This window comes from Brevundimonas sp. 1080 (assembly GCF_040545985.1).
In the GTDB taxonomy this organism is placed as follows: Bacteria; Pseudomonadota; Alphaproteobacteria; order Caulobacterales; family Caulobacteraceae; genus Brevundimonas.
Genome location: NZ_JBEPMW010000001.1, coordinates 776,359 through 798,587, shown reverse-complemented (window position 1 = coordinate 798,587; position 22,229 = coordinate 776,359). Strand labels below are relative to the sequence as shown.

The following is a 22,229-nucleotide window of genomic DNA, read 5'->3' as shown; positions in this document are numbered from 1 at the left end:
CACGAAACGAATGTGATCGGTCTATAGAAGGCGTGTGACCTCGACAGAAGCCCGCATGGCGCCGCACGGCGTATCCTCTTCGGAGCCGTTGAACGGCTGGAGCGATGCGCCGCGTCGCGGTCGGGGGTTTTCGCTGCGGACCCTGATCGTTCTGCGCTGGCTGACCATCATCGGCCAGAGCGCGGCGATCCTGACGGCGCATCAGGGGCTGCATTTCCCCCTGCCGCTCTGGCCTTGCCTGATCGTCATCGCCATCAGCGCGGCGGTGAATGTGGGGGCCATGGCGCGGGTGCGACGGCTGGAGGCCAGCCTGCCGGACGGGCGCACGACGGCGATCCACCTGGGCTTCGACATCTTTCAGCTGGGCGTGCTGCTGGGTCTGACCGGCGGCCTGGAGAACCCCTTCTGCCTGCTGCTGGTCGCGCCCGTCACCATCGCGGCGGCGGCCCTGCCGGCGCGTCAGGCCCTGATGCTGGGCGTGCTGGCCCTGATCGCGGTCGGGGTGCTGTTCTTCTGGTCCGAACCCCTGCCGTGGCGACCGCACGAGAACTTCCACCTGCCGACGCTTTATCGTCTCGGCATGGCCATGGCTTTGGTGACCGGCGTGGTCTTCACCGCCGGCTACGCCTGGCGGGTGGCGGCCGATGCGGAGAAGCTGGAACTGGCCCTGGCGACCACCCAGGACGTGCTGCAACGCGAACAGAGGCTGGCGGCGCTGGGCGGCCTGGCGGCGGCGGCGGCGCATGAGCTTGGCACGCCGCTGGCGACCATTCAGGTGGTGGCCAAGGAGCTTCAGCGCGCATCCGCCCCCGACAGCGACGCGGCCGAGGATGCGGCCCTGATCCTGCAACAGGCCGAACGGTGCCGGGGCATCCTGACCCAGTTGTCGCAGCAGCCCGAGGGCGACGACGCCCTCTATGCCGACGTCTCGCTGAAGGCGCTGCTGGAAGAGGTGGTGGAGCCGCACCGGGGATTCGACCTGGCCTTCGATGTGCTGGTAAAGACGCCGCCGGGTCAGCCGGCGCCGCGCGTGCGCGGGATGCCCGAGGTGATCCACGGCCTGTCCACCCTGGTCGAGAACGCCGCCGATTTCGCCAGGACGACGGTTCGGGTCCAAGCGGTGGTGGACGCCGGCTGGATCGAGATCGAGATTCTGGACGACGGGCCGGGCTTCGCGGGGGACATCCTGCCCCGGCTGGGCGAGCCCTATGTGACCAGTCGGCCCCAGGGCAAGGCGCGCCAGGCCCTGGCCGCCCAGATCGCCGCCGCCGCGCGACCCTCCAAGCCTCGCACAACGGTCGAGCCGCCCATCGCCCCCAGCCAGGGCGGCATGGGCCTGGGCTTCTTCATCGCCCGCACCTTGCTGGAACGGACCGGCGGCTCGGTCAGCGTGGGCCAGGGCCTGCCCCAATCGGACGCCAAGGGTTCGGCGCGCGGCGCGCGCGTGGCGGTGCGCTGGGCGCGGCCGGCGCTGGAGGTCGCGGCATGAGGCGATTGGGTCGAAGCGTCGCAGGCGGAACCTTGGCCTTGACCCGCGCGCTACCCGTCCCGACTTGAAGCGGCAGGAGAGAGAAACGCATGTCAGAACTCGAAGCCCGCATCGCCGCCCTGCCCGACAAGTCCCTGCTGCTGCTGGATGACGACCAGGCCCTGCGCACCCGGATGGGGCGGGCGCTGGAGGCGCGCGGCTTTCAGGTGACGACCGCCGAATCCGTCGCCGAGGCGATGCAGCTGCTGCGCGACAAGGCGCCGGCCTTCGCCGTGCTGGACATGCGGCTTGAGGACGGCAACGGCCTGAAGATCGTCGAGGCGGTGCGCGAAAAACGCGAAGACGCCCGCATCGTCATGGTGACCGGCTACGGCGCCATCGCCACGGCGGTCGCGGCGGTCAAGGCCGGCGCCGTCGACTATCTGTCCAAGCCCGCCGATGCGGACGACGTGGTCAAGGCCCTGCTCGCCACCGGCGATTCGCCCGAACCGCCGGAAAATCCCATGAGCGCAGACCGCGTCCGCTGGGAGCATATCCAGCGCGTCTATGAGCTGTGCGACCACAATGTCTCGGAGACGGCGCGCCGCCTGGGCATGCACCGCCGCACCCTGCAACGCATCCTGGCCAAGCGCGCGCCGCGATAGGCCGACCCCTCAGTCCTCGTCGTCGTCCTCGACCACGTCGGGGATTTCAGGAGTGACCACGGTCGGGGCGATGGTCTTGATCTCGCCCAGCTTGGCGCCGGGGAAGGCCTGGAGCACCGCCTGGACGAAGGGATTGGCCTCGACCTCGGCCCGTTCGGCGGCGCGGGCCTTTTTCTGGATTTCGATGACCGTCTCGGCCCCGCCCTGGCCGTTGGCGGCGATCAGCCAGGTGCGACCGGTCCATTCGCGCAGGCGGGCCGACAGCTTGCGCGCCAGTTCGATCGGCGCGCCCTGGACGCTTTCATAGACGATGGCGCCGGGCTTGAACGAGACCGGCTTCACATACCGCTCAACATCCATCTGAAGCCCGACCTCGCGCTTCTCGCCGATCAGGGCGACGACCTGTTCGAAAGTCTGAGGATCGGGCAGGGCGGGGGCCATGACCGGCCGCGCGGCCAGCTGCGCCGAGGTTCCGCCGCCGCCGCCTCCGCCGCCGCCACGCGGGGCCGAGCCGCCGCCGATAAGTTCGCCGGACTGCAGCCGCTTCAGCGCCTCCTCCGGTCCCGGCAGGTCGGCGGCGTAGGCTAGGCGCACGATGGCCATTTCCACCGCATCGGCCGGATTGGGCGCGCGCCGCACCTCGTCCAGCGCCTTCAGCAGCATCTGCCAGGTGCGCGACAATGTCGCCGCCGGAATGGCCGCGCCCAAGGCCGCCAGCTTCTGCGCCTGATCATTGGGCAGGCGGGTCGCGTTCGGGCCCAGCATCTTGGCGACCGAGGCGGCGTGGCAATGTTCCAACAGGTCGTTGGTCACCTGCACCGGATCGGCGCCGAAGCCATAAAGAGTGCGGAAACTCTCCAGCGCCTCGGGCGTGCGGCCGGCCATGACGCTTTCGAACAGGGCGATGGTCTGGGTCCGGTCGGCCAGGCCCAGCATGTCGCGCACCGTTTCGGTCTTGACCGTCTCGCCCCGCTCGGCCTGGACCAGGGCCTGGTCCAGCAGCGACAGGCCGTCACGCACCGACCCCTCGGCCGCGCGCGAGATCAGGGCCAGGGCGTCGTTCTCGATCTTCATGCCTTCGCGGTCGGCGATCCGGCCCAGATGCTCGACCAGGATTTCCGGCTCGACCCGACGCAGGTCGAAGCGCTGACAGCGACTCAGGATCGTCACCGGCACCTTGCGGATCTCGGTGGTGGCGAAGATGAATTTGGCGTGGGGCGGCGGCTCTTCCAGCGTCTTCAGCAGGGCGTTGAACGCCTGCGTCGACAGCATGTGGACCTCGTCCAGCACATAGACCTTGTAGCGCGCCTCGACCGGCGCATAGCGGACGCTTTCCAGAATGTCGCGGATGTCGTTGACGCCAGTGTGCGACGCCGCGTCCATCTCCATCACATCCATATGCTGGCCGGCCATGATGGCGGCGTCGTGCCGGCCGTGGGCGGTCAGGGTCAGCGACGGCTTGTCGATGACGTCGGTCTCGTTGTTCAGGGCGCGGGCCAGAAGGCGGGCGGTGGTCGTCTTGCCGACGCCGCGCACGCCGGTCAGCATGAAGGCGTGGGCGATCCGGCCAGTGGCGAAAGCGTTGGTCAGGGTGCGCACCATCGCCTCCTGCCCGATCAGATCCTCGAAGGTGCGCGGCCGGTATTTGCGCGCCAGCACCTGATAGGCGGCGCCGTCATCGACGTGAGCCGCGACTTCGGCAGGGGCGGGCTTGGCGACGGCGGCGGCGGCGGGCGCCACGACCGGCTCTGTCGCTGCGGCGGGCGCGCCGAACATGTCGTCGGTGTTCTCGTCGCGAGGGGCGACGTCGTCCTCTTCCCAGGGCGGGCCGTCGAGATTCGTATCGCTGTCCGTCATGGGAGGAAGTCTTACAGCGGCTGAGGGGCGGGAAGAAGCGATTCCAGCGTCGGTTCACGCGCAGGTTCATCTTCTCTTTCGTCATTCCGGGCGCAGCGAAGCGGAGACCCGGAACCCAGCGGTGCCGAAGGCGAAATCTCTCCGCCGCGTATGGTTGAAAGCGGAGTGCGCGACAGGTTCGCGCTCACGCGCGCCGCTGGGTTCCGGGTCTTCGGGCCAAGAGGCCCTACGCCCGGAATGACGAAAGGAAAATGGCGTCAGCGCACAAAACGCGCTCAAACATCGCGCGACCGCGTCGCGAGCGGTAGCGCACAAAAAAGAGGAAGTAGAGACCGCGACCCGAAGGGGAATTCGTTGTGGCTGCTGCCTTCCGGCCCTGACCAGATTGGCGAAGCCTTCGCCCGCGATCTCCAAGCGGAGATATGACGGGTGCGAACGCCGGAATCAAGAGCTACAAACCCGCATGGCCCATCAGAACACCTTCGCCGGCAACCCGCTCGATCGGGCCGGCGACCTGAGGAATGATCCCGACTGGCTGGCCGAGCAGGCCGCCAAACCCTACGCCCAGGCCTTGGCGCTCTGGGAAGGGCGGCCGCTGATCGAGGAGACGGGCGAGGGGCCGAGGCTGGCATGGCTGCAGATGCGCCATGCGCGCACCCTCGTGCGGGATCGCGAGGCGTTTCTGGGCCTGTGGAACGACGAGCCCGTCTTCGCCATCGAGTTCGAAGGCTCCATCGATCCGACCGACGGGCCGCTGGCCGGGCTGGGCGCCTTTCAGGAGATGCGTGCGGCGGCGGCGATCCTGCCGGCGGCGGATGCGGCCATGGCCGGCGGGGCCAAGAGTCTGTTCGACTGGCGGCGCAGACACGGCTTTTGCGCCAACTGCGGCACGCTGAGCGAGACGGCGTCGGGCGGCTGGAAGCGGGTCTGTCCGGCCTGCGGGACCGAGCATTTCCCGCGCGTCGATCCGGTGACCATCATGCTGCCCGTCTACAAGGGCGGGGCGGAGCCCATCTGCCTGCTGGGCCGTCAGGCGGCCTGGCCTGCCGGACGGATGTCGGCCCTGGCCGGGTTCCTGGAACCGGGCGAATCCATCGAGGAGGCCTGCGCCCGAGAGGTGAAGGAGGAGGCCGGCCTGACCGTGATCGCCACGGCCTATCACTCCAGCCAGCCCTGGCCCTTTCCGTCGCAATTGATGATCGGCCTGATCGCAGAGGTGTCGGACGATCAGGCGCAACCGGACCAGACCGAGCTGGAAGCCGTCGCCTGGCTGACGCGGGCCGAGGCGCGCGCCGTGCTGGCGGGCGAGCATCCGAGCATCCAGGCCCCGCCGCCCTTCGCCATCGCCCACAGCCTGATCCAGGCCTGGGTCGAGGAGGTCTAGGCCAGCGCCCGCGCCGCCTCCAGGTCGGCGGGATTGTCGACGGACAGGGGGGCTTCGTCGATGACGGCGGCCCAGATCTGCATGCCCATTTCCAGGGCGCGCAGCTGTTCCAGCTTCTCGCGTTTTTCCAGCGGCGACGGCGGCGCGGCGCAGAAGCGGTTCAGCGCCTCACGGCGATAGCCATAGACGCCGATGTGGCGCCAGACGGGGGCCTCGCCGTACAGGGTCGAGCGCGTGAAATACAGGGCGCGCGCCTGGCGTTCGCCTTCGCCCAGGGCCAGCACCGCCTTGACCACATCGGGATTGGTCCGGTCCGACCCGTCGGCCTCGGCGGCGACCAGGGTGGCGATGTCGCAGGTCGGCTCGCCGTGCAGAATGGCGGCGCAGGCGACGGCCAGACCGGGGCTGGCGAAGGGCATGTCGCCCTGAACGTTGATGACGGCGTCGAAATCGCCCTCGGGGTCGATGGCGTCCACGGCGGCGCGAATGCGGTCAGAGCCCGAGGGCAGGGCCGGGTCGGTCAGGACGGCGCGGCCGCCTGCGGCTTCCACCGCCTCGACGATTTCTGGATCGCCGGCGGCGACCACGACCGGCAGGCCCGAGGCCTCGGCCTGGCGATAGGCGCGCACGATCATCGGCGTGTCGCCGATCAGGGCCAACGGCTTGTTCGGCAGACGGGTCGCGGCCATGCGAGCCGGTATCATTATCAACGGATTCATCGGCTTCCCTGACGCCTGTCTGGCCCGTCGCGCGTTGGGCCGGTTGCGAAGGCGGCGCTACCGTGCCAGAGACGCCAAAGCAAGATTATGTCCGGGGCGTGTTTTCGAGGGGCCCGGCCGGCAGAGGGAAACGACCAGGCGTATGAGCGGCGATCTTAAGTGGAACAAGATTTTCGGCGCGGCTCTGGGGACGGCGTTCGTCATCCTGGTCGTCCAGCAGGCCTCGGGCCTCGTCTATCATTCGGAAGCCCCCGAAAAGATGGGCTATTTCGTCGATGCGCCGGAAGAAGCCGCCGACGGTGAAGCCGCCGAACTGGCGCCCGACTGGGGCACGGTGCTGCCGACCGCCGATCTGGCCGCCGGCGAGGCCGCCTTCGCGCGTTGCCAGGCCTGCCATGACGCGCACCAGGGCGGCGCCGACAAGATCGGTCCGAACCTTTGGGGCGTGGTCGGCGGGCCGGTCATGCACCGTCCGGGCTTCGCCTATTCCGACGCCATGGCCAAGCACAAGGCCGAGGCGCCGACCTGGGGCTATGATCAGATCAACAGCTTCATCACGGCCCCGGCCAAATATGTGCCCGGCACCAAGATGTCCTTCGCCGGCATCCGCGACACCCAGACGCGCATCAATCTGATCGCCTGGCTCCGCACCCAGGGCTCGGGCGGCTTCGCCATCCCGGCGCCGGATCCCACCCGTCAGCCTGGCGCGGCCGCGCCGGCCGCCGGCGCGCCTGCGACGGGCGAGGCCCCGGTGGCCGAAGGCGCCGCGGCGACTGAAGCGACCGGCACGACCCCGGCCGCCGGCGCGCCCGCCGCGTCTCAGGCGACGCCGGCGGCTCCGCCCGCCGCGACGGCGTCTGCGCCGCCCAATACCTGATCGTTCCGGCGATGAACGACAAAAGGGCGGCCCGACGGGCCGCCCTTCTTCGTTTCAGGCCGACAGCTCGGCTCAGAGGATCTGCGCGGCCTCGTCGAACGACAGGCGCGGCGAGCGTGGAAACAGGTTCTCGTCCGAGCCATAGCCGAGGTTGAGGATATAGTTCGGCTCGACATGGCTGTCGGGGAAGAACTCGGCCTTCACGCCGGCGGCGTCGAAACCGGACATCGGCCCGACATCCAGGCCCAGGGCGCGGGCGGCGATGGTCAGATAGCCGCCCTGCAGCGAGGCGTTGCGGAGGGCGGTCTCTCGCCGGCCGGCCTCGTCGGCAAACCAGGCCTTGGCGCCCGGCGCATGGGGGAACAGGGCGTCGAGATGATCGTGGAAGTCCATGTCCTGACCGACGATCACCGTCACCGGGGCCTGCCGCGTCTTGTCGCGGTTGCCCTCGCTCATCAGCGGAATCAGGCGGGCCTTGGCCTCGGGCGAGGTGATGAAGACAAAGCGGGCGGGCGATCCGTTGACCGCCGTGGGCCCGAACTTGGTCAGGTCATACAGCTTGTGCAGCAGTTCCGGCGCGACGGGGCGATCCGTCCAACCGTTGCGCGTGCGCGCCTCGGTGAACAGTTGCGACAGGGCGGCGTCCGACAGCGGGACGTCGCGTTGGTGAGTAGCGTCATAGGCCATGGGGATGCGTCCTGACTTAAATAGCAACGATTACGGGTGCTAATTAGGGTGTTTTGCAACAGCCGCAAGCGCCAATCCCGAAAGGCTGGGTTTCGATATCGCGCACCGCGCACAACCCCTCTGTCGCCCAGGCTTGGTTCGCCCTATCTAGAGGGCATGAAAGATCTGACCCAACTGATGCAGCAGGCCCAGGCGATGCAGCAAAAGCTGCAGGACGCCCAGGCCAAGATGGCCGAAACGATTGCCGAGGGTTCTTCCGGCGGCGGCCTCGTCTCTGTGTCCCTCAAGGGGCCTGGCGAGATTACGGCCATCAAGATCGATGACAGCCTGCTGAGCCCGGGCGAGGGCGAGATCCTGGCCGATCTGATCGTCGCCGCCCATGCCGACGCCAAGCGCAAGCTGGATGAGCAGAACAACGCCCTGATGCGCGAGGCCGCAGGCCCCATGGCCGGGATGAACATTCCCGGAATGCCGAAACTGTTCTGATGGCCGCCTCCGCCGGGCCGGAGATCGAACGGCTGATCTCCCTTCTCGCCAAACTGCCGGGCCTGGGTCCACGCTCGGCGCGGCGTGCGGCGCTGGCGCTGTTGAAGCGACGCGAGCAGTTGCTGGTCCCATTGGCGGCGTCGCTGGCCGAGACGGCGGAAAAGGTCGTGTCGTGCTCGGTTTGCGGCGCGCCGGATACGCGCGACCCCTGCGCCATCTGTTCGGACGGATCGCGCGACAATGGCCTGATCTGCGTGGTGGAGGAAGCCGGCGCCCTGTGGGCGATGGAGCGATCCGGCGCCTTTCGGGGCAAATATCATGTGCTGGGCGGATTGCTGTCAGCTCTGGACGGTGTCGGGCCCGAGCATTTGCGGATCACCGAACTGGTCGGGCGCGTCAGGGGCGGGGGCGTGCGCGAGGTCGTGCTTGCCCTGCCGGCCACGGTCGATGGCCAGACCACCGCCCACTATGTCGCCGAGCGGATCGCCGGTCCGGATGTGGAGATCACCTCGCTGGCGCGCGGGGTGCCGGTCGGCGGCGAACTGGATTGGCTGGACGACGGCACCATCGTCCAGGCCCTTCGCGCCCGCCGCCCGGCCTGATCGAGTTAGTTCGACGGCACGGTCGGGGCGTTGACGTTCGGCGCTTCGCCCGTCGGGGTCGGTACGGCGCGCCCCGTTTCATCCGTCGGCGCATCGGCGGCCGGCGGCGTCTGGCTGTCGCCGGCGAAGGCCTGGGTTTCGGCGGCGGCCGCCTCGGGCCCGGTCTCAGCGTTCTTGGAGTCGAACGCGCCGTTGGTCACGAACCACAGGCCCAGCAGCAGAATGGCCGCCGCCAGCGTCGAGATCGCCAGGATGACGGCGATCCGCGGGTTCTTGCGGCCGCTGCGCACCAGTTCGGCATCGACCGGCCGGCCGTCGTGCACCGCGTCGGCGGCGGTGTCGTGGCGGTGGGGCTTTTCCGGGGTCATGGGCGGGTCCTTCGTGCAAATGGCTGAGACACCAACGTCATCGCAACGGCGACGTTCCGGACAAGCGGCGCCGGAAGGGCCCGCTTCTCATTGAAGGCGACTCCCGTTAGGAACGGAGCATGAACATGCTTGTGCCGATCCTCGCTGTCCTGGCCGCCGCCTTCGCGGGCGGTTTTCTGTGGGCCTATATGGGCTGGCAGAGGACGAGCGGCGCGCTGGCGGCGGCCAAGGCCCGCATCGATCTGGTCGAGGAAAGCCGTGTGACCATGGGCGAACTGCTCAAGGCCCAGGCGGCGCAGTCGGCCCAGGTCGTGGCGGATCAGATGGTCAGTCGCGCGACCGAGACCTTCCGCGCCCAAGACCAGCTGGCGCGGGAGCGGATGGCCGCCCAGCTGAAACCTGTCGCCGACACCCTGACCAAATTCCAGGAGCATGTCGCCGCGCTGGAGAAGACGCGGTCCGAAGAGACCGGGGGGCTGCGTGAACAGCTAGCCCAGCTGATGACAGCCTCCTCCGCCACGCGCGACGAGGCGCGCAAGCTGACCGAGGCCCTGCGCGGCAACACCGGCCGGCGTGGCCGCTGGGGCGAGCAGACGTGCCGCAACGTTCTGGAGGCCGCCGGCATGGCCGGGCGGTTCGACTTCACCGAACAGACCTCCAGCGCCGACGACGAGGGCCGCCAGAACCGGCCCGACTTCATCGTCCGCCTGCCCGGCGGCGGCATGTTCGTGATCGACGCCAAGGTCCCGCTGGCCTTCGACGACGGGGAGGGCGACGAGGAGGCGCGCGCCCGCTCGGTCGGCCTGCGCACCGCCGCCAGCCTGAAGACTCATGTGCGCCAGCTGTCGTCCAAGGCCTATCAGGACCAGTTCAAGCCCAGCCCCGATTTTGTCGTCCTGTTCGTGCCCGGTGACGCCTTCCTGGTCACGGCTCTGGACCACGAGCCGGACCTGATGACCCAGGCGATGGCCTCGCGCGTCGTCATCGTCACCCCTTCGACCCTGTTCGCCCTGTGCAAGGCCGTCGCCTATGGCTGGCGCGCGGAAGAGCAGGCGGCCAACGCCGACAAGGTCGCCGCCCTGGGCCGCGAACTCTACAAGCGGCTGTCGGTCATGGGCGGCCATGCCTCAGCCGTCGGACGGGCTCTGGATACGGCCGTCGGCAAATACAATCAGTTCGTCGGCTCGCTCGAGAGCCAGGTCATGGTCTCCGCGCGCCGGTTCGAGGATCTGCAGGTCGATCACGAGGGCAAGGCCTTGCCGGATCTGACGCCGGTCGAAACCGCGCCCCGCGCCATCGCTCGCCCCGAACTGATCGCCGCCGCCAAGATCGAGTAGACGTCTTTTCTGTGGAAAGGGCGCTTGACAGCGCCAAGGCCTTGATGTCAATGTAGCTTGTCAATAGGACAAGGGGTGTTGACTGATGCGTAAGTGGCGGCCGGTAATCAAGGCGACGGTGATCACGTTCGGCGGCGGCCTGCTGTTCGCCTTCCTTGGCGGCGTCGCGGTCGGCTACGCCTCCAGTTCGGGATGGATCGCGCCCGAGATGGGCGAACTGATCGTGACCGCAGTCTTCGCCGCCGCCATCATGGTCGGCGCCCTGTGGATCGGCGCCGAATGGATGCGCGTGATCGACGAGGCTGCGCGGGAGGCGCACAAGGCGGCCTGGTACTGGGGCGGAACGGCGGGCATGTGCGTCAGCGGCGTCGGCCTGATCCTGTCCTCGGCCGGGCCGTGGCGCGACATCATCGCGCGCGAGATCGGCTCGGGCGGTTCGCCCATCGACTATGTGTCCGCCGGCGCCGCCTTGATGATCGCCCCCATGCTGATCGGCTACACCGTCGTCTGGGTGTGGTGGTGGCTGGCGCGGATGCGGGGCTGAGCCATGAACAATCGTCTCAAGGTTCTGCGCGCCGAGCGCGACTGGAGCCAGGCGCAACTGGCCGAACATCTGGGCGTGTCGCGCCAGACCGTGAACGCACTGGAGACCGGCCGTTACGACCCCTCCCTGCCGCTGGCCTTCAAGATCGCCCGCGTCTTCGGCCAGCCCATCGAGTCCATCTTCTCGGACGATCAGGCCTGATCGGTCCTTTTTCTCCATCATTTTCGACAACAACGAGACCTCTCATGACCTTCACTGATCGCCTTCTGTCGTCCGTCTCCAGCCTGGCGCGCGGCGCCCTGGGCGTCGCCGGCGGCCTGGCGCTGTTCGTCGCCATCGCCGGCGTCCCGGCCGACGCCCTGGCCCAGACCGCCGCGCCGGCCGCCCCTGCGCCGATCCAGGGCGAAGGCCCCGCCCTGTGGGTGGTCAAGGATGCGGATTCGACACTGTATCTGTTCGGCTCGGTCCATGTGCTTCGCCCGGCGACCGGCTGGTCCAGTCCCCGTGTCGAGGCCGCCTTCGACAGCGCCTCGGACATCTGGTTCGAGATCAGCAATCCCGACGACCAAGCCGCCATCATGCCGCTGATACAGCAGCATGGTCTGTCGCCCGAGACGCCCCTGTCCAGCCGCCTGACGCCGCAAGAAAGCGCCGAACTGGACGCGGCCGCCCAGGCCATGGGCGCCTCGGCCGCCCAGCTTCAGCCGATGAAGCCCTGGCTGGCGGCGCTCAGCCTGTCGGTCGCGCCGCTGATCAAGGCCGGCTATGATCCCAAGTCCGGCGTGGAACTGGTGCTCAAGGCGCGGGCCGAGGCGGCGGGCAAGCCGATCCACGGTTTCGAGACCATCGACAAGCAGATCGGCATCCTGGCCGGCCTGCCCGACGACGTGCAATTGGTCTTCCTGCGCGAGACGCTGAAGGACTACGAGAACGCCGCCACAAAACTGGATGAAATGGTCGAGGCCTGGGCCCGGGGGGACGTCGCCACGCTGGACCGCGTCACGATCAAGGAAATGAAGGAGGCCTCGCCGGCGCTGTATCAGGCCGTTCTGGTCGATCGGAATACCGACTGGGCCAACCAGATCCAGACCCTGCTCGAAGGCTCCGGCACCGCCTTCATCGCCGTCGGCGCCGCCCACTTGACCGGCGACGACAGCGTCCAGGCCATCCTGCAAAAGCGCGGCATGACGGTCGAAGCGGCGCAATAACCTCTGCCTTGAGCGCGGCCGCCGAGGCGGCTAAGACAATCGACGCCGGAGCGCGCACATGCCCCTCCGGCGTTTTTTTCTGTGCGGGTGTAGTTCAGAGGTAGAACGTCAGCTTCCCAAGCTGGTTCGAGCGACTGGATTTCAATCGCTTAGCTGCAAACTGGCTCCAATCCAGGGCAGCTGCGCCTGGTAGCGCCCAACGTTCTGTAAACTGCTTGGTCGACTTGGAGCGAGGTCGGGTCACTCCCGGTATGCGGTTAGTTCGGCCAAAAATGACATCGTCATCTTTGCGTCGTGCCGATAGCTGGATAGGATGATGCATCATACTCCAGAAAGGTTCGGCTGTTTCCGAAGCGATGGCACGAGCTGACCTGATCATATCCCTCGTTCGAGCAGCAGCTGGTAGCGACAAGGCTCTTATGAAGAGCACTGTTGAGGCCATGATTGCGGAGGAAAGGTCGAAGCGCCACGACGTATACGCTGACAGGTTGTCAAAGGCGTTGTCAGCTAGTCTAGCTGCCCCAGCTTCAGCTGCTTCATTTGCGTCGTCGTCTCCTTCGATAGCCTCTGGCCGAGACTTCATTCTCGAGAGCCAGCCGCGACGCACCCTAAATGACTTGGTGCTCGATGCGTCAGTCCGCCAGCAAGTCGAGGAGCTGGTCACTGAACACCATCGAGGCGATTTGCTGAGATCATACGGGGTGCAGCCTCGACACCGGATCTTATTGGCTGGGCCACCAGGCAACGGGAAGACCTCGCTGGCGGAAGCGATCGCTGAGGCTCTTTCGGTCCCATTCTTTGTGGTCCGTTATGATGCTCTCATAGGTAGCTACCTCGGCGAAACAAATCAGCGTCTCAAAAGACTGTTCGACTACGTCCGCACGACACCCTGCGTAATCTTGTTCGATGAGTTCGACGCTCTCGGAAAGGAACGCGGGGACGTTCATGAGACCGGGGAGATCAAGCGAGTCGTTTCCAGCTTGCTGCTGCAAATTGACGCTTTGCCGACATACGTGGTCCTCATAGCGGCTACCAACCACGAGGAGCTGTTAGATCGGGCCGCCTGGCGACGGTTCGAGATGCGTCTTTCCATGGCGAAGCCCTCGCAACCAATGGTGCTGGACTACGTGAAGAACGCTCTCGCTACGGAGGGAGTGCTGTCTCGCGATGCTGTCGCAGCGGTTGCAAAACTAGCTTTGTCCAGCTTCGCAGAAGCCGGTGACTTTGTTCGCGAAATAAGGCGACGCTTAATCCTTGCCGACGCCGGAATTTCGTTGAACGATGCAATCCGAGAGCGGTCCCGAGTGTGGGCTTCCCGCATGAGGGTTCCTGGTGATGGCGAGCGATCCGTCGAAGCCACTACTGACGTTCGATCCGCCACAGATGGCGGAAAGAAGAAGGGGAGCGCCAGCGTTCGTTCCTCCTCCTCAACCGGCTCAGCCAGTAAATCAGGACGCTCGAGTCGGCCCTAAATTCGACCGCCTGCGGAACGTGCTCGCGAGAGAGCAAAACGGCCTGTCTTTGCGAGACGACCCTGCTGCGTTGGCACCTGAAACGATCATCGTTTTTGAGTTGACAGGGACGACCGCTGATTTCTCGAGAGCGCTCCGGCAGGTTCCGGGCCTCCAGCTTCTGAGCGAGGAGGAAGGTGAGTTCGATGATCCGGATGAAGACGAAGCGGACGGCGCTCTATACCTAACGGTCCCAGACGCGCAGGCGCTGCACGAAATCCTACGTCTGTGGGACCTGCACAAGTCAGATCGTCCTCTAGGACCCAACCATGCCTCTTGGGCCTCCGTTTTCAGATGTCTCCATGACCTGCGCCGGTGGGGGCCAAGAGACCGTGTGACGGACGAAGCTGCGGCTCTTCTTCTCGATCTGATCGATGGAGAGGATATACGCATCGAAATCGAGCTCGTCAGTCGGGGATCTGATGCTGCCCGCAACACGACGGCGCAAAGAGTCGGTGCGATTGTGCAGGGATTGGGAGGCCAAGTCGTCAGGACCGCCTCAATTCCCGAGATCGGCTATGAGGCAATACTAGCTCGGTTGCCCGCGCCAGCTGTCCGCTCCGTGGCGCTGAGGGAAGCGGGCAGCTTAGCTGAACAGCCCGACGTGTTTGCCATCAGGCCACAGAGTTTCGCCGATAACCTCCATGCGTCCGATGCCGATCCGGATGCGCGAGTTGCGCCTGATCCGCTTGGGGAGCCCATCGTTGCCATTCTCGATGCAGTCCCTCTCTCAAACCACCCCTTGTTGCGGGGGCGCCTGACTGTCTTCGATCCTGACGATTTGTCCGCCATGTCTGTGGGGCGTCGGGAGCACGGGACGGCAATGTCGTCGCTGGTGATCTGGGGAGATCTCCAAGCAGGTGAGCCGCCGCTCGAACGCCCGGTTTTCTTCAGGCCAGTCATGTATGCCTCCGTCGAACATGATGATGAGCGCTTCCCTGATGACCGTTTGGTCGTGGACGATGTCGTCCGCGCTGTGCGGGAGATGTTTGTGCCTAGACCGCCGGAGGTCGCCGCTGCGCCAAGCGTTCTCGTGATCAGCATATCAATGGGGGACGCGACCCGCCCCTTCGCCGGACGAATGTCGCCTTGGGCGCGCGCCATCGATTGGCTGTCGTTTGAGTATGGGGTCTTGTTCCTAGTTAGCGCCGGTAACGTCCGTGACCTCCATTTTCCGGAGGTTGAGAGCGAAGACCACTTCCGAGCCCTCGTCGGCGAGGCTCGCACAAGCGCCAGTCTGGCCGCGATGCGGGACGCCTTGCCGCATCGTCGCATCATTTCTCCAGCTGAAGCCACGAATGCCCTCACGGTGGGCGCGGCGCATCATGATGCTCTCGAAATTGCCGAGACGGTCGCGAACAGTCACGACGCTTTGCCCAGCGGGCGACTTCCTTCACCGGCAAGTCGGCACGGCCCAGGTTTTCGGAACGCCGTGAAGCCAGATCTGCTGGCGCCTGGTGGGCGTTTGCGAGGAAGATCGAGCCCAATCGATAGTCCAACCGTCTTGCGATACTCGAATGCGAACTCATTAGGCGGCTTGAAAGTCGCAGGTTCAGAGCCAGAGATGTCGGCATGGTCAGGCTTCACGAGTGGCGCGACGGCTCTGACGGCTCGAGCATCCCACCAGATCTACGATGCCCTCGTCGATGCATACGGAGAGGTCTTCACGAACCTGCATCGCGCTCGACAGGCGCTGATACTTAAGGCGCTCTTGGTCCATCGTGCGACAGTTCCGCCGGAGTCGCGCGAGTTGATCCATCAGGTCTTTGGCCCTGCAGATGCCCGCCTACATCAACGACGAAGTGCGAACGTCCGAAGACTATTCGGTTATGGTTTCCCTGACTGGTCAGAAGCGACGGCGTGCTTGGCCTCGCGTGCAACTCTATGGGGGCACGGCACGCTCGGCGTCGATGAGGGGCGTTCCTTCGTGCTACCTATCCCGGCTGGCCTGTTCGGAAATCGGACAGTCAGGCGAGTCACCGCAACACTGGCTTGGTTCACACCGATCGACATCGGTCGAAGAACATACAAGGCCGTGCGGCTGCAGATTGAAGAGCCCGATCTCAACCCTCTAATCGGCGTAACTCCTCAGTCGGGTCAGACCGCAAAAGTTGCCGCAGCGCGTGGGACGACCTTCCATCGCTGTTGGGAAGGCGCGACTGCGCGAGCGCTGGTGGAAAATGCCGCCGTCCCGATCGTTGTGTCTCGTCGCCCTGACAACGCGGATGATTTGCCGGATGCCGTTCCTTTCGGGCTTGCTGTCACGATTGAGTCCGATGGCGAAATCGAGGTTTACGACGCCGTCCGATCCCGCCTAGCGGTTCAGCCTCGAGTGCCAGCGCGCGTAATGGTCTGACCTATTTGGGTATACCCCGCGAGGCGTCCGCTCGAGACGATTTCCCGCGTCTCGTATGGGTTGTAACCCGACTTCCGATACGGTCTCGGTGTATGGTCTAGACCTCAACGAGACAGGGGCATCGCGTGGCGATCATCGGATACGGACGGGTCAGTTCGACAGGGCAGTCGCTGGAGATCCAGGCTGAACAACTTCGCGCGGCGGGCTGCACCAGGATCTTCGAGGAGAAGGTCAGCGGCACGAGTCAGAAGGGTCGCGCTCAGCTCGCCGTCGCGCTGGATTACGTGAGGGATGGGGATGTGTTTGTGGTCACAAGGCTAGACCGCCTGGCGCGGTCCATGTCGGACCTCCGCGACATCGTTGACCGGCTGATGGACAAGGGCGTCGAGTTCCGCGCCATCCAGCAAGGAGCAATCGACACGACAACATCCGGAGGAAGACTCATGCTGAACATGCTGGCGGCGGTCGCGGAGTTCGAGGGCGACCTTCGCCGGGAACGTCAACGGGAAGGCATCGAGAAGGCGAAGGCCGCTGGAGTGTATCGTGGCAGGCCGAAAACCATTGTTCCTGATGAAGTGCTGCGCCTCCTCCAGGCCGGTGTCGGCCCCGCCGAGACGGCCCGCCGTCTGAAAATCGGGCGGGCGAGCGTGTACAGGATCAAGCAGCAGGCTGGCATGGGTCTAGAAGCCGCTCAGGAGCCCGTGGAGGCCGCATAAACTGCGCTTCTGAGGGAAGCTTCGCGGAGAGCCTTAAGGCGACTCCACTGGGCGGAAAATCACCCATCTCACCGGACGCGCGGGCGGGCGGTTTCGCCAAAACTTCTTGACTTTTCAGTAAGGATGAAGTATGCGCACGCTCGCGCTCGCCCAGGTTTCTTAAGAATATAATAGATACCGGGTTGATAGAGACATCTCTATCAAGAAAAAGAAACGAAGCGGCTGCTGCACGCCTTCGGCGCGCAACTTGCCTACATCTCCAGCTCCTTCGCCAGCGCCTGCGGCGCGCTCCGGAAGCCGTCGATGTCGGCAAGTTCGTTTCATCGGCACTCGACATACCGGATGCGTTGCTGTAGCATGTTGAAACGGTTCGGGGCTCGCTTCGACCTCCCTCACCCGGACACCTGTTCCGGTTACGCTGGCCCTGAGTGGTCAGTGCGCTGACCCCCGAGGGGGTCGGTAAGAAACCTTCTCTCTTCCGTTTTACATGCAATCGCTTTTCGCCGCCGGATCCTGGCTTCCGGCTGTCATCGACCAACGCGCTGCGTTGGCCGCCTTCAAACACGTTTCGCAAATCAGCTGGTGCCTGCAGTTCTCCAGCTGGGATCCTGTATCCGTCTCGGTCGAAAATCCTACCGAGCTCGAACTCTGTGCGCAGGGCATCGGAACGCCCCGGTATGAAGACCGTGCTCGTGGTCATGTCGCCGATCAGGTTCTCCAAATCGTCGGCAGGATGACTGACCGACACCTGCGGTTTCGCGGGATCGACGCCTCCATCCGTGATGATGCAGCAGCACAACGGGCCAAGCTCGACGATTTGAGGTCGTTCGTTCTCACTCGGATCCGGAACGACCTGAACCTGCGAGGCGAAAGCCTGCCCGACATCTGGTGCGGGAGGGTGGAAGACGAACTGTTCTGGCAGTCGCCCGAGGATGCGAACGCCGTCCGCACCTACCTCGGCATGGATCAGGTGATCGAGCCGAGGGACTTACGGCGAGGCTTCAACTACGTGTTCAAATCGATGGCGCTTGCTGTCGATACCTCGGGTGCCCCGACGATCAAGGCTGACCCATGGAAACTGGGCGATGTTCTAGGCGCGCGATACGACGGCAAGCCTCACGAGCGAGCCCGCAATCTCGTCTACCGGGCGAGTTGCGCCTTCCTAGCCCTTCTCCCGGAAGTCGAACTGCGGGAGTTGAGCAGCGATGAGGTCGTCGTGCTGCTGCAAGCCGAAATCGACTCACGAATGTCATCGAGCGGCTGCTGGGGACTGATTGATCTCGCTATTGCAGGCGATCGGCAACAGCTTGACTTGAAGCTCCCGGCGCTCGACCCCGTAACCGCCGACAGGCTTCTGAGACTCATCTCGGAGCAGGAGGCCCGGAGATGCCGGGACCTGGCTGGGCAACCGACCGGAGGTGGCAAATGATTACCCCCACCCCGAGCATCACCATGCCGGACCACATCACCGCCCCCATCGCCCTCGAGGCGGCGGACTTCATCACCCAGCTCACGGACTGGCGGATCGTTCAGACCAGCCTCGATCCCCTGACCTTCGACATCGAATGGGACGACGTGTTCGCCGGCGTCTTCGAGTTCGACGGCAGCTGGCAGACCAGGGACTACGCCAACGCCCACATCGCCCAGTGGATCACGGATCTGATCCGCAACGACCTGAACAAGACCAGCATCCGGAGAATGAGTCTCCAGGTGCCCCAGGAGCCCCACTCGGAGCCCTTCCTGGCAGGACTGAAGGAAAGGGTCTGCATCGCGCTCAGCGACGCTCTCCGGGCGCATTACGACCAGTCCCTGAAGCAGTGGGAACGGGACGCTCGAACCTGTGCCGGCCTGATCGAAAATCCCATCGACCAGGACCGTTTCCGGACCTACGTCGGTCTGGATCAGGTGGTGTCCGAGGATGCTGCTCGGAAAGCGCTCAGGTACGTCATCCATCGGATGCATTGGTATCTCCGACAGGAAGCGCACTGGACCGATCTCGAACCAGACTGGAGGTTCTCACGTGCTGCTCCTCGCCGGGACGCAGCTGACGAAGCCACCCGTGCCAGGGCGCTGGTCTGTCGCTGCATCGAGGTTCTGGCGAAGGAAGATCTCCACGCTTGCCTCCGCACCGGCAACCAGAGCCACATGACCCGCGACACCATCCGGGACGACCTGGAGAAGCGGTTCGCCAAGGACGGTGTCTGGGGCCTGATCAACCTTGCTCTGGTTTCGGACCGGAGGGTCTTCTCGATCCTGCCGCCAGACCTGGAGCAGATCGGGACTAAGGAGATCGTCGAGCGTCAGCACGGACGATTGTTCGTGCCGGAAAGGATGCGTCAGTAGGACGAAGTCTTAGGTTTGGGGTGCCTGGAGCCATCAGGGTCCCTTACGTGCCGACCGACTGGGATCGGATCCCTTACACCCCCGGTCGGTGCTGACCATTTCACGCCCACGCTCATGTGTTCAGAAGTGAAGAGCGCCTGAGCTTATCGGTGGTTCTGGGCGGTGGCTTCGTATGATTGAGCGACCAGGATGCAGGCGTGGTCCAGGGTATAAGTCCGGGGACGTGGACCCTGACTTCGCCCGTTCCGCCCGGAAGCGGTTAGCGTGTTCGGGCCATCAGAATGCTCTTACCTTATGGGCGCTGAACTTGAGTGGCATCGCCCAATGATGATGATGCTGGGTGCTGGCCGACCGCCTTACGTTCGCTGTAGCGGTCGACGAGATAGTCGGCTTGCCCTCGGGTTAGCAGTGTGAACTTGAACAGCTCCTCCATCACATCGACCAACCGTTCGTAGTAGGCGGACGGCAACATGCGACCGGCCTCGTCGAACTCTTTGAACGCCTTCGCCACAGACGATTGGTTCGGGATGGTGATCATCCGCATCCACCGTCCTAGGACGCGCAGCTGATTGACCGTGTTGAATGACTGCGATCCAGCGTTCACCTGCATGACCGCGAGCGTGCGCCCTTGGGTCGGACGAACCCCGCCGCTCTCAAGGGGTAGCCAGTCAATCTGAGACTTGAATATCCCGGTCATGGAGCCATGCCTTTCAGGGCTGCACCAGACATGCCCTTCCGACCAAAGCGACGCCTCGCGCAACTCCTGCACCTTGGGATGGGACGGATCTACGTCGTCAGGCTGAGGTAGGCCGCGCGGGTCGTAGATCCGTGTCTCGGCCCCGAACGAGCGAAGCAACCGATCCGCCTCCTCGACCAACAGGCGACTAAAAGACCGTTCTCGCAGCGACCCGTAAAGCAGGAGGAAGCGAGGCGGGTGAGTGAACTCCATCGGAGGCGTCAGAGCCTCCAGGGTCGGGGTGCTGATATAAGCGGCGTCGAGAGCGGGGAAATCGGTCATGGCTTCCCTATGCCATATATTTCGGATATTCGTGAAGTATGGAAACGAAGAACGCGGTCTCAGCCCTATCGGCGCTGGCACATGAAGGTCGGCTCAACATCTTCCGCAGCCTCGTCCAGGCGGGACCGGAAGGGCTCGCCGCTGGCGTCCTCGGGGCAGAGGTCGAGATGGCGGGCAGCACCCTGTCCAACAACCTCACCATCCTGACAAACGCAGGGTTGACCTCGTCTCGGCGCGACGGACGGTCCATCATCTATACCGCCGACTACGACTGCATGACCGGGCTGCTCGCCTTCCTGATGGAGGACTGTTGCCGAGGTTCTCCCAGCGTGTGCGCTCCGCTTGCCGACATCGTCAGCCAAGCGACCTGTTGCCCTGCCCAACCTCAATGACGGGGCTTGGGTCTCTCTGATGTCAGTCTTCGAGCGCTATCTCACCGTCTGGGTCATCCTCTGCATCGTAGCAGGCATAGGGCTGGGCGCGCTCGCCCCCGACCTATTCGCGGCGCTGGGGGCGATGGAGGTCGCATCAGTCAATCTGCCGATCGCCATCCTGATCTGGCTGATGATCATACCCATGCTGATCAAGGTCGATTTCTCCGCGCTCTCCGGCGTCGGTCGTCACTGGCGCGGCATAGGCGTCACCCTGTTAATCAACTGGGGCATTAAGCCCTTCTCTATGGCTTTCCTTGCCTGGGTGTTCCTGGCGGTCGTCTTTCGTCTCTGGCTCCCGGTGGGCGAGATCGACAGCTACATCGCCGGACTGATCCTGCTGGCCGCAGCACCCTGCACCGCAATGGTGTTCGTCTGGAGCAATCTGACCAAGGGCGACCCTAACTTCACCCTGTCCCAGGTCGCGGTGAACGACCTGATCATGATCGTCGCCTTCGCGCCGGTAGTCGGCCTGCTGCTGGGCCTGTCTGCCATCACGGTTCCTTGGGCGACACTGGCGTTCTCCGTCGTCCTCTACATCGTCGTGCCGGTTATCATTGCGCAGGTGATCCGGAGGGCGCTGCTGTCTCAAGGAGAAGCGGCGCTGGCGCGGACATTGCGATTGATCCAGCCCGCGTCTTTGACGGCGCTCCTGCTGACCCTGATCCTGCTGTTCGGCTTCCAGGGTGAGAAGGTGCTGGAGCAGCCGATGATCATCGCTCTGCTGGCGGTGCCTATCCTGATCCAGGTCTATCTGAACTCCGGCCTCGCTTATGTCCTCAATCGAATGACTGGCGAGCAGCACTGTGTGGCGGGACCATCAGCATTGATTGGAGCGAGCAACTTTTTCGAGCTATCCGTCGCCGCCGCCATCAGTCTGTTTGGGATCCAATCGGGCGCGGCTCTTGCGACCGTCGTTGGCGTGCTGGTTGAGGTGCCGGTGATGCTGTCGGTTGTCAGCATCGTGAACCGTTCGAAGAGTTGGTATGAGGCTGGCGCAGCTGTCAGGCGCGCCGCAAGCAAGAGGGCGCAATGACCAACGTCACCATCTATCACAACCCCAACTGCGGCACCTCCAGGAACACGCTGGCTATGATCCTCGCGTCCGGAGAAGAACCGGAAGTGATCGAGTATCTCGACGCAGGGTGGACGCCGGAGCTTCTACGAAGCCTATCGACGCTCATCGCCGCGCCATTGCGTGAACTCATACGGCAGAAGGGGACGCCAGCGGCAGAGTTGGGCCTGCTGGAAGAAGGTGTATCCGACGATACGATCATCGACGCGATGGTCGAGCATCCAATCCTCGTCAATCGACCGATCGTCGTCACATCGCTTGGAGCTGCATTGTGTCGGCCATCTGAAATCGTGCTGCGTTTACTCGCAAATCCCCCGCACTCGTTCGTTAAGGAGGACGGCTCGCTGGCGCTTCTTAAAAAGGGGCGCTAGCCATCACAGCCAGCTCTCGCTGCAGCGATAGTCCGCCGGCGGTCGCTCTGGCCCCTTCTTTGACCCGAGCGACTCAAGCACGGCCTTCCGCCTTTCCTTGAAGGTGGCATACTCCAGTCATCCGACTTGTGCTGTGAGGCGCGGAATGACGGAAGTGACCAAAAGGCGGGCCGCTCAATACGTCCGCATGTCCACTGAGCGCCAGG

The 22,229-nt window shown here is 64.8% G+C and carries 23 protein-coding genes and 1 other RNA gene; 18 read left to right on the top strand and 6 right to left on the bottom strand.

Going from position 1 to position 22,229, the window contains the following annotated elements; all coding sequences use genetic code 11:
* Positions 1-34 precede the first annotated feature (34 nt).
* Both ABIC32_RS04115 and ABIC32_RS04110 read left to right on the top strand, forming a co-directional pair.
* Positions 35-1,489 (top strand): ActS/PrrB/RegB family redox-sensitive histidine kinase, encoded by a 1,455-nt coding sequence (locus ABIC32_RS04115; protein WP_354072520.1) that lies wholly within the window; start codon positions 35-37, stop codon positions 1,487-1,489.
* 89 nt (positions 1,490-1,578) lie between these two features.
* Entirely contained in the window at positions 1,579-2,133 is a 555-nt protein-coding gene (locus ABIC32_RS04110; protein ID WP_055754444.1) for an ActR/PrrA/RegA family redox response regulator transcription factor, read from the top strand.
* Between the two features lie 9 nt (positions 2,134-2,142).
* Here the strand turns inward: ABIC32_RS04110 and ABIC32_RS04105 are convergent, their stop codons facing one another.
* Positions 2,143-3,990 carry a DNA polymerase III subunit gamma/tau gene (locus tag ABIC32_RS04105; protein WP_354072517.1) on the bottom strand — a complete coding sequence of 616 codons (1,848 nt, stop codon included), beginning with the start codon at positions 3,988-3,990 and terminating at the stop codon, positions 2,143-2,145.
* A gap of 320 nt (positions 3,991-4,310) precedes the next feature.
* An RNA gene (ffs, locus tag ABIC32_RS04100) (signal recognition particle sRNA small type) lies at positions 4,311-4,406 on the bottom strand.
* A gap of 47 nt (positions 4,407-4,453) precedes the next feature.
* Between ffs and nudC the strand changes: the two genes are divergently transcribed.
* Positions 4,454-5,374: an NAD(+) diphosphatase gene (gene nudC, locus ABIC32_RS04095; protein ID WP_354072515.1), complete on the top strand. Its 921-nt coding sequence runs from the start codon at positions 4,454-4,456 to the stop codon at positions 5,372-5,374.
* Here the strand turns inward: nudC and ABIC32_RS04090 are convergent.
* Positions 5,371-6,093, bottom strand: coding sequence for a 3-deoxy-manno-octulosonate cytidylyltransferase (locus ABIC32_RS04090; RefSeq protein ID WP_354072513.1), 723 nt, complete (start codon positions 6,091-6,093; stop codon positions 5,371-5,373). The two genes, nudC and ABIC32_RS04090, sit on opposite strands and share 4 nt — an antisense overlap.
* A 142-nt stretch (positions 6,094-6,235) precedes the next feature.
* Between ABIC32_RS04090 and ABIC32_RS04085 the strand changes: the two genes are divergently transcribed.
* Positions 6,236-6,970, top strand: a complete 735-nt coding sequence (locus ABIC32_RS04085) for a c-type cytochrome (RefSeq protein ID WP_354072511.1) — start codon at positions 6,236-6,238, stop codon at positions 6,968-6,970.
* A gap of 72 nt (positions 6,971-7,042) precedes the next feature.
* Here ABIC32_RS04085 and ABIC32_RS04080 read toward each other — a convergent pair whose 3' ends face one another.
* Positions 7,043-7,657, bottom strand: coding sequence for a malonic semialdehyde reductase (locus tag ABIC32_RS04080; protein ID WP_354072509.1), 615 nt, complete (start codon positions 7,655-7,657; stop codon positions 7,043-7,045).
* 156 nt (positions 7,658-7,813) lie between these two features.
* Between ABIC32_RS04080 and ABIC32_RS04075 the strand changes: the two genes are divergently transcribed.
* A complete protein-coding gene (locus ABIC32_RS04075; protein WP_039244052.1) occupies positions 7,814-8,143 on the top strand; it encodes a YbaB/EbfC family nucleoid-associated protein in 330 nt (109 codons plus the stop codon).
* Positions 8,143-8,745 carry a recombination mediator RecR gene (recR, locus tag ABIC32_RS04070; RefSeq protein ID WP_039244053.1) on the top strand — a complete coding sequence of 201 codons (603 nt, stop codon included), beginning with the start codon at positions 8,143-8,145 and terminating at the stop codon, positions 8,743-8,745. Before ABIC32_RS04075 ends, recR begins: the two co-directional genes overlap by 1 nt.
* 5 nt (positions 8,746-8,750) lie before the next feature.
* Here the strand turns inward: recR and ABIC32_RS04065 are convergent, their stop codons facing one another.
* Complete coding sequence (locus ABIC32_RS04065) at positions 8,751-9,113, bottom strand: hypothetical protein (RefSeq protein WP_161640053.1); 363 nt, start codon at positions 9,111-9,113, stop codon at positions 8,751-8,753.
* Between the two features lie 119 nt (positions 9,114-9,232).
* Between ABIC32_RS04065 and ABIC32_RS04060 the strand changes: the two genes are divergently transcribed.
* The 9 genes from ABIC32_RS04060 (at position 9,233) to ABIC32_RS04020 (ending at position 19,128) form a co-directional block, all read left to right on the top strand.
* Entirely contained in the window at positions 9,233-10,450 is a 1,218-nt protein-coding gene (locus tag ABIC32_RS04060; protein ID WP_354072506.1) for a DNA recombination protein RmuC, read from the top strand.
* Between the two features lie 85 nt (positions 10,451-10,535).
* A complete protein-coding gene (locus tag ABIC32_RS04055; RefSeq protein ID WP_354072504.1) occupies positions 10,536-10,994 on the top strand; it encodes a hypothetical protein in 459 nt (152 codons plus the stop codon).
* A 3-nt stretch (positions 10,995-10,997) separates the two neighbouring features.
* The gene (locus ABIC32_RS04050) at positions 10,998-11,195 is read left to right on the top strand and encodes a helix-turn-helix transcriptional regulator (protein WP_055754453.1); all 198 of its coding nucleotides are present in this window, start codon (positions 10,998-11,000) and stop codon (positions 11,193-11,195) included.
* Positions 11,196-11,239: 44 nt separating this feature from the next.
* Entirely contained in the window at positions 11,240-12,202 is a 963-nt protein-coding gene (locus ABIC32_RS04045) for a TraB/GumN family protein (RefSeq protein ID WP_354072501.1), read from the top strand.
* Positions 12,203-12,621: 419 nt separating this feature from the next.
* Positions 12,622-13,674 (top strand): AAA family ATPase, encoded by a 1,053-nt coding sequence (locus tag ABIC32_RS04040; RefSeq protein WP_354072499.1) that lies wholly within the window; start codon positions 12,622-12,624, stop codon positions 13,672-13,674.
* Between the two features lie 70 nt (positions 13,675-13,744).
* Entirely contained in the window at positions 13,745-16,069 is a 2,325-nt protein-coding gene (locus ABIC32_RS04035; protein ID WP_354072497.1) for a S8 family peptidase, read from the top strand.
* Positions 16,070-16,194: 125 nt separating this feature from the next.
* Positions 16,195-16,785 carry a recombinase family protein gene (locus ABIC32_RS04030; RefSeq protein WP_354072495.1) on the top strand — a complete coding sequence of 197 codons (591 nt, stop codon included), beginning with the start codon at positions 16,195-16,197 and terminating at the stop codon, positions 16,783-16,785.
* A 487-nt stretch (positions 16,786-17,272) separates the two neighbouring features.
* Positions 17,273-18,214, top strand: a complete 942-nt coding sequence (locus ABIC32_RS04025) for a hypothetical protein (RefSeq protein ID WP_354072493.1) — start codon at positions 17,273-17,275, stop codon at positions 18,212-18,214.
* Entirely contained in the window at positions 18,211-19,128 is a 918-nt protein-coding gene (locus ABIC32_RS04020; RefSeq protein ID WP_354072491.1) for a hypothetical protein, read from the top strand. The genes ABIC32_RS04025 and ABIC32_RS04020 overlap by 4 nt, the downstream gene beginning before the upstream one ends.
* A 292-nt stretch (positions 19,129-19,420) precedes the next feature.
* On the opposite strand, the gene arsH is transcribed toward ABIC32_RS04020, so the two are convergent.
* Entirely contained in the window at positions 19,421-20,146 is a 726-nt protein-coding gene (arsH, locus tag ABIC32_RS04015; RefSeq protein ID WP_354072489.1) for an arsenical resistance protein ArsH, read from the bottom strand.
* Between the two features lie 38 nt (positions 20,147-20,184).
* On the opposite strand from arsH, the gene ABIC32_RS04010 reads away from it, so the two are divergent.
* Genes ABIC32_RS04010 through arsC form a run of 3 tightly spaced genes read left to right on the top strand, consistent with a single transcriptional unit; the run spans position 20,185 to position 22,023 of the window.
* A complete protein-coding gene (locus tag ABIC32_RS04010) occupies positions 20,185-20,538 on the top strand; it encodes an ArsR/SmtB family transcription factor (protein WP_354072487.1) in 354 nt (117 codons plus the stop codon).
* 19 nt (positions 20,539-20,557) lie between these two features.
* Positions 20,558-21,613, top strand: a complete 1,056-nt coding sequence (arsB, locus tag ABIC32_RS04005) for an ACR3 family arsenite efflux transporter (RefSeq protein WP_354072485.1) — start codon at positions 20,558-20,560, stop codon at positions 21,611-21,613.
* A complete protein-coding gene (arsC, locus tag ABIC32_RS04000) occupies positions 21,610-22,023 on the top strand; it encodes an arsenate reductase (glutaredoxin) (protein ID WP_354072483.1) in 414 nt (137 codons plus the stop codon). The genes arsB and arsC overlap by 4 nt, the downstream gene beginning before the upstream one ends.
* Positions 22,024-22,229 lie beyond the last annotated feature (206 nt).